Annotated in this window: 13 protein-coding genes; 7 read left to right on the forward strand and 6 right to left on the reverse strand. The window is 74.7% G+C overall.

Going from position 1 to position 14104, the window contains the following annotated elements:
- The first annotated feature begins 112 nt into the window (after positions 1 to 112).
- Together JHAT_RS08340 and JHAT_RS08345 are read left to right on the forward strand one after the other, a co-directional pair.
- Positions 113 to 646, forward strand: a complete 534-nt coding sequence (locus tag JHAT_RS08340; protein ID WP_077797414.1) for a DoxX family protein — start codon at positions 113 to 115, stop codon at positions 644 to 646.
- Between the two features lie 86 nt (positions 647 to 732).
- Entirely contained in the window at positions 733 to 1296 is a 564-nt protein-coding gene (locus JHAT_RS08345) for a hemerythrin domain-containing protein (protein WP_077797415.1), read from the forward strand.
- Between the two features lie 66 nt (positions 1297 to 1362).
- Here JHAT_RS08345 and JHAT_RS08350 read toward each other — a convergent pair whose 3' ends face one another.
- The gene (locus tag JHAT_RS08350) at positions 1363 to 2385 is read right to left on the reverse strand and encodes an NAD-dependent epimerase/dehydratase family protein (protein ID WP_077797416.1); all 1023 of its coding nucleotides are present in this window, start codon (positions 2383 to 2385) and stop codon (positions 1363 to 1365) included.
- Between the two features lie 499 nt (positions 2386 to 2884).
- Between JHAT_RS08350 and JHAT_RS08355 the strand changes: the two genes are divergently transcribed.
- A complete protein-coding gene (locus tag JHAT_RS08355; protein WP_107481868.1) occupies positions 2885 to 4120 on the forward strand; it encodes an MFS transporter in 1236 nt (411 codons plus the stop codon).
- Between the two features lie 390 nt (positions 4121 to 4510).
- Here the strand turns inward: JHAT_RS08355 and JHAT_RS08360 are convergent, their stop codons facing one another.
- On the reverse strand, positions 4511 to 5038 hold the full coding sequence (locus JHAT_RS08360) for a hypothetical protein (protein ID WP_077797418.1): 528 nt from the start codon (positions 5036 to 5038) through the stop codon (positions 4511 to 4513).
- A 250-nt stretch (positions 5039 to 5288) separates the two neighbouring features.
- Between JHAT_RS08360 and JHAT_RS08365 the strand changes: the two genes are divergently transcribed.
- A complete protein-coding gene (locus JHAT_RS08365) occupies positions 5289 to 6626 on the forward strand; it encodes an SLC13 family permease (protein ID WP_253195441.1) in 1338 nt (445 codons plus the stop codon).
- A 51-nt stretch (positions 6627 to 6677) separates the two neighbouring features.
- Here JHAT_RS08365 and JHAT_RS08370 read toward each other — a convergent pair whose 3' ends face one another.
- Positions 6678 to 7001: a hypothetical protein gene (locus JHAT_RS08370; RefSeq protein ID WP_077797419.1), complete on the reverse strand. Its 324-nt coding sequence runs from the start codon at positions 6999 to 7001 to the stop codon at positions 6678 to 6680.
- A gap of 92 nt (positions 7002 to 7093) precedes the next feature.
- Here JHAT_RS08370 and JHAT_RS08375 point away from each other — a divergent pair, with 92 nt between their 5' ends.
- Positions 7094 to 7966 (forward strand): fructosamine kinase family protein, encoded by an 873-nt coding sequence (locus tag JHAT_RS08375; RefSeq protein ID WP_077797420.1) that lies wholly within the window; start codon positions 7094 to 7096, stop codon positions 7964 to 7966.
- Positions 7967 to 7999: 33 nt separating this feature from the next.
- Here JHAT_RS08375 and JHAT_RS08380 read toward each other — a convergent pair whose 3' ends face one another.
- From JHAT_RS08380 to JHAT_RS08390, 3 genes are all read right to left on the reverse strand, one after another.
- Positions 8000 to 9658, reverse strand: coding sequence for a catalase (locus tag JHAT_RS08380; RefSeq protein WP_077797421.1), 1659 nt, complete (start codon positions 9656 to 9658; stop codon positions 8000 to 8002).
- Positions 9659 to 9903: 245 nt separating this feature from the next.
- Positions 9904 to 10140 carry a hypothetical protein gene (locus JHAT_RS08385; protein WP_077797446.1) on the reverse strand — a complete coding sequence of 79 codons (237 nt, stop codon included), beginning with the start codon at positions 10138 to 10140 and terminating at the stop codon, positions 9904 to 9906.
- 389 nt (positions 10141 to 10529) lie between these two features.
- On the reverse strand, positions 10530 to 12059 hold the full coding sequence (locus JHAT_RS08390; protein WP_077797422.1) for a helix-turn-helix domain-containing protein: 1530 nt from the start codon (positions 12057 to 12059) through the stop codon (positions 10530 to 10532).
- A 183-nt stretch (positions 12060 to 12242) separates the two neighbouring features.
- Here JHAT_RS08390 and JHAT_RS08395 point away from each other — a divergent pair, with 183 nt between their 5' ends.
- Together JHAT_RS08395 and JHAT_RS08400 are read left to right on the forward strand one after the other, a co-directional pair.
- Positions 12243 to 12863: an L-threonylcarbamoyladenylate synthase gene (locus JHAT_RS08395; protein WP_171990798.1), complete on the forward strand. Its 621-nt coding sequence runs from the start codon at positions 12243 to 12245 to the stop codon at positions 12861 to 12863.
- Between the two features lie 130 nt (positions 12864 to 12993).
- Complete coding sequence (locus tag JHAT_RS08400) at positions 12994 to 13749, forward strand: dienelactone hydrolase family protein (RefSeq protein WP_077797423.1); 756 nt, start codon at positions 12994 to 12996, stop codon at positions 13747 to 13749.
- Positions 13750 to 14104 lie beyond the last annotated feature (355 nt).

The raw sequence follows: 14104 nt of genomic DNA on the forward strand, positions 1-14104 counted from the left end.
CCCGGTGCCCGCGGCCACCGGGTCCACGCCCGGCGCCGAATGGCGCCGCATCGCCGGGGCACCTGATGATCCCGGTAGACACAACCCCCTTGGCAACCCGGGAGAGAGCGTCATGAGTCTTCTGCGTATGGCCGGCCGGCCGATGCTCGCCTCGATGTTCGTCGCAGGCGGCCTGCACTCCGTGCGCCGTCCCCAGGACGTGGCGCCGGTGGCCGAGCCCGTCGTCCGGCCCGTGACCGACCGCGTGTCCGTGCTGCCGGACAACACCGAACAACTCGTACGGCTCAACGGCGCCGTGCAGGTGGTGGGCGGCGTCATGCTCGGACTCGGCCGGTTCCCCCGGCTGGCCGCCCTGGCCATCGCCGTGACCCTGGTGCCCACCACCCTGGCCGGGCACCGCTTCTGGGAGACGGAGGACCCGGCCGAGCGGGCCCAGCAGCGCATCCACTTCCTGAAGAACCTGTCCATGATGGGTGGCCTGCTGATCGCCGCGGACGACACCGGAGGCGCGCCCTCGCTGATGTGGCGGGGACGGCACGCCGCCAAGGGGCTGCGGCGCGAGGCCCACACGGTGCAGCGCTCGGTCCGGGCCGCGGCGCGCCCCGCGGCGGCGGCCGGCCGCGTCCGGTCCCGGCTGGGCTGTTGAACGGGCGTTAGCCCGGCGCCCGCGGGGGGACCCGACGCCCGTGACGATCGGTCCCCCGACCGTCACGATCCGACTGGAGGTGGAACATGGGACACGGCGGAAACGTCATCGACGAGCTGACGACCGATCACCGCGAGGTCGAGGAGCTCTTCGGGAAGATCGAGGCGCTGCCGGCCGGCCACAAGGACCGCAAGCTGTACGCCGATCAGGCCACGATCGAGCTGGTCCGGCACTCGGTGGCGGAGGAGGCGTACCTCTACCCGGCCGTGCGCGAGCACGTGCCGAACGGGGACGCTCTCGCCGACAAGGAGCTCGAGGACCACGCCGAGGCCGAGCAGATCATGAAGGACCTGGAGGGCTGCCAGGCGGACGACGCCGAGTTCGACCGGTTGATCGGCAGGCTGATGAGCGAGATCCGCGCGCACGTCGCCGACGAGGAGGGCAACCTCTTCCCCAGACTCCGTGAGGCGTGTCCGCCCGAGGCCCTGGACCGGTTGGGCGACAAGATCCGGCAGGCGAAGAAGACGGCGCCGACGCGACCGCACCCGGCCAGCCCGGACAAGCCGCCGATGAACAAGCTCCTGGCACCGGGTGCGGGCATGGTCGACCGGGTGCGGGACGCGCTGACGGGGCGGGGCAAGCCCGGCTGACGCACGCGGGGAAGCACGACGACACGAGGGAGGGGCCCGTCACCGACGGGCCCCCTTTTTTTCCGCTCACCACTCCCCCGCGTGCTCCGTCGTCACCGTCGGCACCGGTTCCGGCCGGTCCCGGAACGCGGCGACGGTGCGCTCCAGGCCCTCCCGCCAGGACACGCCCGGCAGCCAGCCGAAGATCTCGCGGGCGAAGCCGGTGACCGGGCGGGGCGGCACGGGCGGGCCGCCCGGTGGGTCGACGAAGACGACGGGCGCGTCGGAGCCGGTCAGGTCGATCACCCGCCGGGCGATCTCCAGGGCTGTCGGCGCCTCGTCGCCGCCGATGTCCACGGGCCGTACCGAGCGACCGGCCGCGACCAGCAGCACGCAGTCGACCATGTCGTCGACGTAGCACAGGGGGTACGTGTGGCCGCCGTTCCCGGCGACGGCGACCGGCTCCCCGGCCAGCGCCTGCTCGATGAAGGCGGCCGGTGCCGCGCCGTCGTCGGTCCGCATACCGGGCCCGTAGCCGGCGAACAGGCGCACGATCCCGGCGTTCGAGCCGTGGGCAGCCGCGTGGGCGGCGACCAGGGCCTCGGCGAACCGGACGGCCCCGGCCCAGGCGCTGTGCGGGCCGACCGGGTCGGTGTCGTGGCCGGGGACCGCGGGACTCGGGCCGTAGGAGAGGTACGGCGGCGAGGAGGCGAGCAGGAACCGTGCGCCGTCCCGTGCCGCGACCCCCAGCGCGGCACGGGTGCCGAGGCTGCCGGCGTCGAGCAGCGCGACGGGCCGGTCCGGCCAGGCGGCGGGCGCCGCGGGTCCGGCCAGATGCAGCACCAGGTCGTACGGGCCGGTGAGGGCGTCCGCACAGCCGGGCTCGGAGACGTCCCGCTCCAGGAAGCGGAACCCGGGGCGGCCGGCCAGATGGGCCACCTTCTCGGCCCGCCCCGTGGAGAGGTCGTCCAGGCAGTCGACTTCGACACCCGAATCGAGCAGGCGGGTGCAGAGGTGGGAGCCCAGGAAGCCCGCACCGCCGGTCACCAGGGCCCGGTCCCACGGCGCGCGGGCCCTGTCGTACGGGGTGAACGCCGCCATCGGCATCATGAGGAGACCGTCCTTCCTCCGCGCTGCGCCGGCGGAACGCGTGACGAGCGCGCCCCGGGTGCCCCGCCGAGTCGCTTTCATGCTCCGACACCTGCCGTGCCCCTTCGGTGCGGGTCACGGGAGCCCTGCACCGGACCCCGGAGCGGTGGACGTGTCGGCCGTCACGCGTGCCGGCGTGGCCCGGACCCCTGTGATCAACCACACTCCCGGCGCCAAGTAACCGCCGTCGGCTGGCCTTTGGCGTCCGGCGGGGCAGTACCGCGCGGCCGTCCGGAATCGACTCGGCCGTCCCTTCTGTCACGATGGTCGGCGCCGTCTCACGGCTCGTCGGAGTGGCCGCGCAGCGCAGCCGGCGTCCTCACTCCCGTGTTCCTGTCCTTTCCGGGTCTCACGACCCGCCTTCGAGTGGCGCACTGTGTCTTCCTCCTCCGCTCCAGCTCCGCCGGCCCCCGCGCCGGTCCCGTCCCGCTCACCGTGGCGTTCCCTCCGGCACCGCAGCATGCGCTGGTGGTCCGTCGCGAACTTCGTGTCGAACGCCGGTACGTGGATGCAGCTCACGGTGCAGAACCTCCTGGTCCTGCAGATCACCGGGTCCGCCGCCGCGACGGGCCTGTCCATGTCCGTGCAGGCCGCGCCCGCGCTGTTGATCAGCGTGTTCGGCGGCGCGGCCGTCGACCGCTGGCCGCGGAAGGCGACCGCCGCGGTCAGTCAGGCGCTGCTCGGCACGGTGGCCTTCGTGACGGCCCTCCTGGTGGCGCTGGACCGCCTCGACGTCACCTCCCTGATGGTGCTGGCCGCCGTCACCGGCGTCATCGCCACCGTCGACGGCCCGGCCTGCTCCCTGCTGGGCAACGACCTGGTCCCGTCCGAGGACGTTCCGTCCGCCATCGGAGTGGGTGCGCTGGTGCACCAGGCGGGCCGCCTCACGGGGGCGGCACTGGCCGGCGTGACGGTCGGCTTCCTCGGCACGGCCGCCGCCTACGCCGCGAACGGACTGTCGTTCCTGTTCGTGACGGCGGTCATTCCCTTCCTCCGTCCCGCCCGGACGGCCGCAGTGCGCGCCGCACGCGGCCGGCGTGACGCGGACGACGGCATGAGCGTGCGGGAGGGCCTGGTCTTCTTCGTGCGCCGTCCCCGGCTGCTGGCGCTGGCCGGCGTGACCGCTGTCAGCGCCGTCTTCGGACGCAACTACCAGCTCACGCTCGCCGTGCTGGTCACCGGGCCGCTCGCGGGCGGCGCCGGCTCGTTCGGCACGGTCTCCACCGTCCTGGCGGTCGGCGGCATCATCGGCGCGGTCCTGGGCGCCCGGCTGCGCCGGCCCTCGGTGCGGGTCGTGGGCGCGCTGGCGGCGGCGGGCGGTCTGCTGCAGGTGGTGGCGGGACTGTCGCCGTCACTCGCCGTACTGCTGGTGATGGTGCTGCCGATGGCGGTGGTGGAGTCCGTCTCCGACACCGCGGGCACGGCGGTCCTGCAGACCGACCCGCCCGCGCACCTGCGGGGCCGGGTGCTCGGTGTGTGGGGCAGCGTCGGCACGGTGTGGAGCCTCGGCGGACCGCCGGTGCTGGGCCTGCTGATGGAGCTGGCCGGGGCGCGGGGCGCGCTGATGGCGGGCGGCCTGATCATCGCCGGCACCATCGGCGCGGGGCACGTGCTGCGGGCCCACAGGCCCGCAGGAGCGGTACCGGTAGGGGCTGGCGCCTCCCCGACACGGGCGGCACTGGAGACAGCCGCCTGACCCTGCGGGGAGCGGGCCGACGCCGTTCCGCGCGGCCGGGCGCCTCTGCCCACAGCTGGGGCGCCGGGAGAGGACGGCCCGTAGCTGAGACAGGCCGGCGAAGTGACGACGGCGGTCAGTCGCGTACGGCGGGAAGGGGACGTGTCGGGGGGTGTCCGCCCGCAGCGGTCGGCGCGTCCATGCCCCGCCTGCTCTCGAGGAACCGATTCCACGCCGTTCCGAGGACGGACACCCCCCGGCGCGGCCCCGGCCCCCAGACCACCCAAGGCGCCACGCGCACCCCCACCGAACCCGCACAGGCGCCGCAGGCACCCCGCACCCCCACCGAACCCGCACAGGCCGCCGCAGGCACCCCGCCCAAGCGCCGCAGGCCCCCGCACAGACCGCCGGTCAGGCGACCAGTGCCCGCCCCGGGCCGAGCCGGTCGACGAGTTGGTCCAGGTGCAGTTCCGCCACGGACGCGAGCAGGTCGGGGTGGCGCAGCAGTGCCGCCGCCCGGCGGTCGCGTTCGTCGGGCACGAGCAGGCGGCGGAACTCGACCGGCGTCCCGGTGACGGGGCCGTCCTCGGCGAGTGCCGCCACGGCCAGGGCGGCCAGCTCCGGGTCGGTCAGCAGACAGGCCGCCCAGCTCGCCACGACCTCGTCCACCCAGGTCCGCCAGGCGTGGTCGTCCGGGTCGGCGGCCGGCGCGCCGTCCGCACCGGTGATCCAGTCGAGGCGGTCGGAGCCGCCCGGACCCGACATGGTCATCAGCGCGGCGTCCATCGGGGTGGGGTAGCGCAGCCGGGCCGCGACCGTCACGGCCTGCCGCGCCTGCACCTCGCACAGGGCGGAGGCCAGCGCGCCGCCGGACGCCGGATAGGCGCACGTGAGCCACTGGGTGGTCGCCGCGATCACGGGGGAGAGGTCTGCTTGCACTGCCGGACCGTCCGAACTGCTCGTGGTGGGGACAGGGAGCCGGGCCGTCGCGAGGACACGGGGGTCCGGGGACGGGGAGCCCGCGGAAACGGTAGCCCGCGGCGCACCGTGCGGAACGTGGCCCGGGTCTCGTCCACGGCGTGGCCTCGGACACATCCGCCCCGGAGCGTCCGCCGGGCGCGACCGACCCCTCGCCCGGGGTGTCATCCTTGGATGCTGCCGATCACCGGGTGTCCGCCCGGCTGCTGGTGTGGAGGAGAACCCCCTGAGTACCGCCCTCGTCCCCGAGGTCCTCTCGGTCGTCCTGCTGCTCGCCGTCCTGGCCTTCGCCGTGCTGCGTCCCCGGGGGCTGCCGGAGGCCGCGGCCGCCGTGCCCGCCGCCGTGCTGGCCGTGGCACTGGGCACGGTGACCCCGCACGAGGCCTGGGAGCAGACCCGTACGCTGCTGCCGGTCGTCTGCTTCCTCGCCCTGGTGCTGATGCTGGCGTACCTGTGCGCGAAGGAGGGCCTGTTCGAGGCCGTCGGCGCGGTGGTGGCGCGCCGGTGCGGCGACAGCCCGCACCGGCTGCTGACGGGCGTGTTCGCGGTGGCCGCCGTGGTCACGGCCGTGCTCAGCCTGGACGCCACCGTCGTCCTGCTCACCCCGGTGGTCCTCGCCACCGCGGCCCGGTCGGGTGCCCGGGCACGCCCGCACGTGTACGCCACGGCGCACCTGGCGAACTCGGCGTCCCTGCTGCTGCCGGTCTCGAACCTGACCAATCTGCTGGCGTTCGCGGCCAGTGGGCTGAGCTTCACCCGGTTCGCCGTGCTGATGTCGCTGCCCTGGCTGGCCGCGATCGCCGTCGAGTACGTCGTGTTCCGCCGCTTCTTCCGCGCCGACCTGGCCGTGCCCGCGACCCTCCCCACCCCGCTGCCCGCGCCCGTCGCCGGGCCGGGATCCGGGTCCGGTCCCGGCGACGGGCCGCGCACTCCGGCCCCGGAGCCCGCCGTTCCCCGGTTCACCCTCGTCGTCCTGGCCCTGACCCTGGCCGGGTTCGCCGTGGCCTCGCCGGCGGGGCTGGAGCCCGCGTGGGCGGCGCTGGCCGGGGTCCTGGTGCTCGGTGTGCGGGCGCTGTCCCGGCGGCACGTCACGCCCCGGGAGATGGTGGGCGCCGCCGCCCCGTTGTTCTGCCTGTTCGTGCTGGCCCTCGGCATCGTGGTGCGGGGTGTGGTGGCAGGCGGCCCGGCCGCGGGGCTGGGACACCTGCTGCCCGAGGGGAACTCGCCGACGGCGCTGCTGGGCGTGGCGGCGGTGGCCGCGGTGCTGGCCAACCTCGTCAACAACCTGCCGGCCGTCCTGGTGCTGCTCCCCCTGACCGCGCCCGCCGGACCCGGGCCCGTCCTCGCCGTGCTGATCGGCGTGAACCTGGGCCCCAACCTGACCTACGTCGGGTCGCTCGCCACCCTGCTGTGGCGGCGCGTCCTGCACCGGCACGGCATCGAGGCGGACCTCGGCCGGTTCACCCGGCTCGGCCTGCTCACCGTCCCGGCCACCCTGGTCGTCTCGACCCTGGCGCTGTGGGGGATGCTGCGCCTCGTCGGAGCGTGACGCCGACCCGGGACCCCGCGCGCTTCACCGTGCGCGCCCGCCCCACCGGGCTCACCAGGCTCCGCCGGTGAGGGTGGGACGCCGTACGGCCTCGGCGGCGTCCCGCAGGTGCAGGGCCACGGAGATCAGGGCGCGCAGGGCGGAGGGGCGCAGGCTCTGGGCGCTCTCGGCGGCCAGCACCAGCAGGCAGCCGGCGGCCTGCTCGACCACCGGGACGGAGAACGCGAAGTCGTCGCCGTCGGCGCTGCGGAACGCGCGCCAAGGGGTCGCGGCGCCGTCGATGGCCTTCTGGACCGCGTGCTCGAGGTGCCGTGCGGCCTGTTCGCACACGGGAGCCGGCAGGACGATGGTGCGGTGGAACGCTGAACTGGTCATGGTCCCACTGCTCCCCCGCTCCCGGGGTGTCCCATCGGTGTCGTGGGCGTTTTTCACCGGGTCGGCGGCGCCCCGGCCGTAGTCTGACCGCCATGTCCTCCGCGCCCTCCGCACCCTCGCCCTCGACCGCCGCGGCACGGTTCACCGGCCGGACGGTCACCCGTGAGCGCCGGCTGTCCGGGACGCTCACCGAAGTCGTCCTCGACGACGGACGCACGGTGATGGTCAAGCGCGCGGAGGGCGTCGGGGCGGCACGGGCCGAGGCCGCCGGGCTGCGCTGGCTGGCCGGCGCGGGCGGCGTCCGGATCCCGGCGGTGCACGGCGACGACGCGTGCTGGCTCGTCACCGACCGGGTCGCGCAGGGAGCGCCGGGCGAGGAGGCGGCGGCCGGATTCGGCCGGGAACTGGCGGCCCTGCACGCCGCCGGGGCGCCCGCGTTCGGGTCCCCGCCGCCCGGCGGGCCCGTGGACGCGTACATCGGGCTCGCCCCGATGCGCAACGTCACGGGGAGCGCCTGGCCGCAGTGGTACGCCGAGCACCGGGTGCTGCCGTATCTGCGCCGCGCGGTCGACGCGGGCACCGTGCGGGCGGCCGAGGCGGCCGACGTCGAGCGGGTCTGCGAGCGGCTGCCCGAGCTGGCCGGCCCCGCCGAGCCGCCCGCGCGCCTGCACGGCGACCTGTGGAACGGCAATGTGCTGTGGGGCGCCGACGGGCACGTCCGGCTGATCGATCCGGCCGCGCACGGCGGGCACCGCGAGACCGACCTGGCGATGCTGCGCCTGTTCGGCTGCCCGCACCTGGAACGGATCATGGACGGTTACCAGGAGGTGGCGCCGCTCGCCGACGGCTGGACCGCCCGCGTCGGCGTGCACCAGCTCTTCCCGCTGCTGGTGCACGCCGTGCTGTTCGGGCGCGGCTACGCCGAGCAGGCCGTGGCCGCGGCACGGGCCGCCCTGGCCGGGTGAGGGGCGGGGCGGCCCGTGCGGTGACGCGCGTCGTCAGCGGGTCACGACGTGCCGTTCGTCGGGGACGCAGTGGGTCATCGTCAGGCCCTCCACGTCCCGCGGCGGGTTCTTGCCGAGGTTGGCCAGGCGCTCGCGGTCCTCGTCGGTGAGGTCCTGGCTAGCCAGCGGCTCCAGGTGCCTGACGTCCTGCGGGCTGATGCCGATGCCCTCGCCGACCCGCAGGCCGAGGTCGTTCTCGACCAGCAGGAAGTGCCACACCATGCGCTCCTGCACCGGCCGGTCGCACTGGGAGAGCAGGTTGACGAAGTTCGCCACGAGGTCGTCGCGCTCCCACTGTTCCATGAGCAGGTAGCGCTGCCCGGCCTGCATGTAGTCGTTGGCGCGCGGGATGCGCTTGCGGGTGAGCCGGCCGCGGATCTCCGGCCCCTGCTCGTCGTGCGTGGGGTACTGGGCCTCGCGCAGGCCGCCGGTGATCGACGGTTCGTAGTTGACGATCGGGTTCTCACCGCCGCCGTCCACGTGGTACGTCATCTGGCCGTCGCGCTGGTTGGTGCGCACCTGCGCGTTCCTGGCCTGGTTCACGGGCAGCTGGAGGTAGTTGGGGCCGACCCGGTAGCGCTGGGTGTCGCTGTACGAGAAGGTGCGGCCGACGAGCATCTTGTCGTCGGAGAAGTCCAGGCCGTCGACGAGGACGCCGGTGCCGAAGGAGATCTGCTCGTTCTCGGCGAAGTAGTTCTCCGGCATCCGGTCGAGCACCATCCGGCCGACGGGCTTCGGCGGGAACTCCTGCTCGGGCCAGACCTTGGTGTCGTCCAGCGGGTCGAAGTCGAGCTCCGGGTGGTCGTTGTCCTCCATCATCTGGACCTGCAGCTCCCACTCGGGGTAGTCGCCGCGCGCGACCGCGTCGTAGAGGTCCTTGGTGGCGTGGCCGAGGGACTGGGCCTGGACGTTGGCCGCGTCCTCCTCGGTCATGCTGCGGACGCCCGCCTTGGGGATCCAGTGGTACTTGACCAGGACGGTGCGGCCCTCGGCGTTGACCCACTTGTAGGTGTTGACGCCGAAGCCCTGCATGTGGCGGTAGTCCGAGGGGATGCCGCGCGGGCTGAACACGTTGACCAGCATGTGCATCGACTCGGGCGTCTGCGACATGAAGTCGAAGATGCGCCGCGGCTGCTGCTCGAACGTCACCGGGTCCGGCTTGAGGGCGTGGATGACGTCCGGGAACTTGATCGCGTCCCGGATGAAGAAGACGCCCAGGTTGTTGCCGACGAGGTCCCAGTTGCCGTCCTCGGTGTAGAACTTCACGGCGAAGCCGCGCGGGTCGCGGGCCGTCTCCGAGGAGTCGCGTCCGCCGATGACGGTGGAGAACCGGACGGCCACGTCGGTGCGCTTGCCGCGCTCCTGGAACAGCTTGGCCCGGGTGAAGCGGTCGATGGGCTCGTCGCCCCAGGCGCCGTACGCCTCGAAGTACCCGTACGCGGTCACGCCGCGGGCGTGCACGACGCGCTCGGGGATGCGCTCCCGGTCGAAGTGGCTGATCTTCTCCAGGAACTGGTAGTTCTCCAGCGTGGCGGGGCCGCGGGCGCCGACCGTGCGCTGGTTCTGGTTGTCGTAGACGGGGTGTCCCTGTCGGTTGGTGAGCACTTTCCGGTCGTCGCCCGGGCCGGGTCCCTGGCTCGATACGTCCGTCATGATCGTGGGCTCCTTCGACTCGTGGCCGCCGTCGGACGCGGCTGAGCTGCGAGGCGGCCGTCGGCCGCGCACATGGGCGGCCCGGGTACCCGGGCGCGCGCTGTCCGTCACACCCCAGTTTGCGCAGCTTCGGTGACGGTGTCGTGCGGGCCGGGGCGACAGGGCGAGGCGCTGCGGCCGCGGCGTGCCGAAGGCCCGGTCACCGCGCCGTGGCGGTGACCGGGCCCCGGGAGGCGGATTCGTCGTCAGCCGCCGTTCAGGCGGGCGCGCAGCAGCTCCTTGCCGAGTTCGGCTCCCTTGCGACTGTCGGCCTGCGCCTTGCGGAACAGCTCCGCGACCTCGGTGTCCTTGGTGCGCTCGGCGTCCTGGATGTACGTCTCCAGGCGCAGCGCGTTGTTCAGGCACGACTCGACGTACCAGATGAGGTTGTAGTCCTTGTCCTGCGTGCCGGTGACTCCGCCGGTCTCGGTACCGCTGGTCATGCGGGCCTCCTCGAGGTGGTCGTTCCGGGGTCCGGGGCCGGGTACCCGGGCCGCGTCCGGGCACACGACGTCGCCGGGGCGGACGTCACACGCCGCGCGTCCGGCCTCACCGTCGACGCCTTCGGCGGCCCGGACCTCGTCGTGAACGACGCCGGCGTCGGCGGCCCGGGGCGCCCCGACCGGCGAGTACGGCATCGGGGCCCGTCAGCGTGCCGTACGCACCGTCCTCGGCCGCTCGCCCGCGAGCGGCCGCGCGCGGGCCCCGGGCGAACGGCGACGGGGGCGCGACCGGTCCCCCGTTCCGGTCGTGCCCCCGCGGTCCGTCGAATCTATGGGGACGGCCGCCCCGTTGTGAATCGTCCCGGTGCCCACTGCCGGGCCGTGCGGACTCACCCGTGCACGGGTGAGTCCGGATGACCCGGTTTCGTCCCGTCCAGGCCCGGCTGGTCGAGGTCCCCCAGGGCCAGGTGGGCCAGCACCACCTCGTACAGGTCGCTGCCTGCGGCGAGCAGCTGGCGCTCCAGGACGGGTTCCGCGCCGCGGACGTGCTCCCGCACGGTCTGGGCGTGGACGCCGAGCGTCCGGGCGGCCCGCTCGGCGTTGCCGCCGACGGTGATCCAGGTGCGCAGGGTGCGGCGCACGTTCCGCGCGTCCGGTTCCAGCCGGCCGAGCAGGTCACCGGCCCAGGTGCGCAGCGGGGGTCCGGCCAGCAGGTCGGCGAGGCGGACGCCGCCGGGCCCGGCCGCGTGCTCGCCGGGGCCCGCCCCGAGGGCGGCCTGGGCGTTCAGGGCGAGGTGGACGGTGGCGCGGACGGCCAGATCGGCGAAGTCGGTGCGCAGCAGGCCCTCGACGCGGTCCATGCGGGCGCGGACCGTGTTGCGGCTGACACCGAGGATCTTGGCCGTGTTGACGGCGGTGAACTCCAGGCCGAGCCGGGTGGTGGCGAGCAGTTCGGCGCGGGTGTGGTGCGGCAGGCCGTCGAGCGGGCGCAGCACGCGGGCCGCCCAGTCCCCCAGGGCGGCCGGGTCCATCAGGCGCTCGGGCCGGGTCCGCTCGGCGTACACGGCCGCCTTCCCGGGACGGAACCGGGCCACGGCCAGGGCGCTCACGGCCTGACCGTACGCGGTGGCGGTGCGGGCGAGGTTCTGCCGGGCGCTGCCGCCGAGGAAGACGCCGGGGGTGCGGCCGGCGAGCGACCGCAGGGCCTCGCCGGTGGCGTCGCGGGGCGTCAGGACGATGACGTGCCCGTCCATGGCCGGGCAGCGCACCACCAGGGCCTGTTCTCCGGTCGCCGACAGGCACTCCTCGGCGAGGCGGTCGCGTTCCTCGGGGACGCTCTCCATGACGTAGACGCACGCCGTGTCGGTGTCGAGGAGGCCGGGCCAGAGCCCGGCGGCCACGCGGCGCGCGGAGACGGTGTCCTCGACCATCAGCAGTTGCAGGATGGCCAGGCGCAGGTCGGAGGTCGCCCGCCGCAGCCGCTGTCCCGCGGCGGCGGACTCGTGTTCCGCCAGCAGGAGTTCCACCACCTGGGCGGTGCGGGTGACGATGTCGGCGGCCCGCCGGTCGAACGGGGTGGCGCGGGCCACCGCGAGGACGGCGGCCGGTGCCGGGTGGGTCCGCTCCACCCGGACCAGGCGCAGGTGGCGGCCCCGGTCCTCGAGGGCGGCGGAGGCGATCCGGCCGGCGGTGATGTCCGCGACCAGGTCCTCGTCCAGCGCGGCGGGGGTCCCGGCCAGGAGGCGGCCGGTGCCGTCCCGCAGCGTCACGGCCGCGTCCACGGTTCCGGCGAGCCAGGTCACGACCCTGCGCGCGTCGCGTCCGGCCGGCCGCAGGTGGTCGAGCAGTTCCTCCGCCCACCCGGCGTGCCCGCCGGTCCTCGCGTTCCGCTGCCCTGTCCCGTCCTCGCGGCCCGCCACGTCGGCCTTCTCCTCGTTCTCGCTTCGCTCCCGGCCCAGGCCGGGGACGTTACCGCATGCTCGGCCACGGCACGGAGCGCGCCGGCGGCGGCCGGGGGCGGCCCGGCCGGCGGCCTCGGGCCGACGCGGGAGGTCCGGCGGGGTCCGGCCGGTCCGGGCGCGTGGGCGGCATAAGCTCGGTGGATGGCGAAGTACTTCGACGTGCACCCCGAGAACCCGCAGCCGCGCAGCATCGCCCAGGTCGCCGACAGCGTCCGCGCGGGCGCGCTGATCGCGTACCCGACGGACTCCTGTTACGCGCTGGGCTGCCGGCTGGGCAGCCGCGACGGGACCGACCGCATCCGGTCGATCCGGCACCTGGACAACCGGCACCACTTCACCCTGGTGTGCCAGGACTTCGCGCAGCTCGGCCAGTTCGTGCAGATCGACAACGACGTGTTCCGGGCCATCAAGGCCTCGACCCCGGGCAGCTACACCTTCATCCTCCCGGCGACGAGGGAGGTGCCGCGCATGCTCCAGCACCCGAAGAAGAAGACCGTCGGCGTGCGCATCCCCGACCACGTCGTCACGCAGGCGCTGCTGGCCGAACTCGGTGAACCGCTGCTGTCCAGCACCCTCCTGCTGCCCGACGAGGAGGAGCCGATGACGCAGGGCTGGGAGATCAAGGACCGGCTCGACCACGTGGTGGACGCGGTGATCGACTCCGGGGAGTGCGGCACCGAACCGACCACGGTCGTCGACTTCTCCGGCGGGGAGGCGGAGATCGTGCGGCGGGGCGCCGGCGACACCACGCGGTTCGAGTAGGGGCGGGCCGACAGCCGGTCCGCGGGGGCGCGCGACGCACTCCGTGGGCCGGCGTGCCACGATGGCCGTGGTCCGCCGGTCGCCCGGCGGACCGGCAGCCGAGACCCGACCGAGAGAGGGCAGCCCCGCCATGACCGCCGCAGAGGGCAACGTTGTCAGCATCCCCACCGACGACGGAACCGCCGACGCCTACCTCGCGCACCCCGGTGACGGGAACGCGCATCCCGCAGTCCTGTTCTACATGGACGCCTTCGGGCTGCGCCCGCAGCTGAGGACGATGGCCGACCGGCTGGCCGGCGCGGGATACACCGTGCTGGTGCCGAACGTGTTCTACCGGCACGGGCGGGCTCCGGTCGTCGAGCTCCCCGAGTTCATCGACCCCGGGGCGCGCCCGTCGCTCTTCCAGCAGCTCGGTCCGATCATGCAGTCGCTCACGCCGGAGCGGGCGATGCGGGACGCGGGGGCGTACCTGCGGTGGCTCGCGGACTGCGCCGCGGTCGCGGACGGCCCGGTCGGGGTGACCGGCTACTGCATGGGCGCCGCGCTCGCCCTGCGCACCGCGGGCGCGTACCCGGACCGGGTCGCCGCCGTGGCCGGCTTCCACGGCGGGAACCTGGCGACCGAGGAGCCGCAGAGCCCGCACCTGGTGGCCGGGCAGGTCACGGCCGAGGTGTACTTCGGACACGCCGACCAGGACCCGGGCATGCCCGTCGAGCAGCAGGAGCGCCTGGAGGCTGCCCTGACCGCGGCGGGCGTCCGCCACCGCTGCGAGGTCTACGCGGGGGCGCACCACGGCTACACGCAGGCCGACACCGCCGCGTACGACCCGGAGGCGACCGAGCGGCACTGGGACGAACTGCTCGGCCTGCTGAAGCGGACGCTCTGACCGCCGCCGGCCAGGGTCCCCCGGTACGCCGCCAACGGCCCGGGGACGGTGGGGAGTCGCCGCCGCTCCCCCGGCCCTCGCCTCCGCCCGGCCGGTCGTCACCGCTCCCCGGTGCCCGGCGGGAGCGGACCGTGTGCTCGGGGCGGGTGGCCCGTTCCGGCAGCGTCCGGAGGACCGCCGCCCTCGGGGCGGGAGAGCCCGGTGACCTGCTCGACCGCCCGGCCGGCGCGCGGGGCCGGGCGGAGGAAGGCCATCCGGCTCACCCGCGAGGCCCCGCCGCCACCCTTGACGGACCGTCACGGCCGTACCGGTGAGGCGGTCGTCGGCGACGGGGAGCGCGGGGACGGGGCGGGAC

It is taken from the genome of Streptomyces sp. JHA26 (assembly GCF_002005565.1).
In the GTDB taxonomy this organism is placed as follows: domain Bacteria; phylum Actinomycetota; class Actinomycetes; order Streptomycetales; family Streptomycetaceae; genus Streptomyces.

Bases quoted from the DNA above. Each gene is read 5' to 3' on its own strand.
- JHAT_RS08340 (WP_077797414.1), top strand. From the start codon at position 113: ATGAGTCTTCTGCGTATGGCCGGCCGGCCGATGCTCGCCTCGATGTTC.
- JHAT_RS08345 (WP_077797415.1), top strand. From the start codon at position 733: ATGGGACACGGCGGAAACGTCATCGACGAGCTGACGACCGATCACCGC.
- JHAT_RS08350 (WP_077797416.1), bottom strand. From the start codon at position 2,385: ATGATGCCGATGGCGGCGTTCACCCCGTACGACAGGGCCCGCGCGCCG.
- JHAT_RS08355 (WP_107481868.1), top strand. From the start codon at position 2,885: ATGCGCTGGTGGTCCGTCGCGAACTTCGTGTCGAACGCCGGTACGTGG.
- JHAT_RS08370 (WP_077797419.1), bottom strand. From the start codon at position 7,001: ATGACCAGTTCAGCGTTCCACCGCACCATCGTCCTGCCGGCTCCCGTG.
- JHAT_RS08375 (WP_077797420.1), top strand. From the start codon at position 7,094: ATGTCCTCCGCGCCCTCCGCACCCTCGCCCTCGACCGCCGCGGCACGG.
- JHAT_RS08380 (WP_077797421.1), bottom strand. From the start codon at position 9,658: ATGACGGACGTATCGAGCCAGGGACCCGGCCCGGGCGACGACCGGAAA.
- JHAT_RS08385 (WP_077797446.1), bottom strand. From the start codon at position 10,140: ATGACCAGCGGTACCGAGACCGGCGGAGTCACCGGCACGCAGGACAAG.
- JHAT_RS08395 (WP_171990798.1), top strand. From the start codon at position 12,243: ATGGCGAAGTACTTCGACGTGCACCCCGAGAACCCGCAGCCGCGCAGC.
- JHAT_RS08400 (WP_077797423.1), top strand. From the start codon at position 12,994: ATGACCGCCGCAGAGGGCAACGTTGTCAGCATCCCCACCGACGACGGA.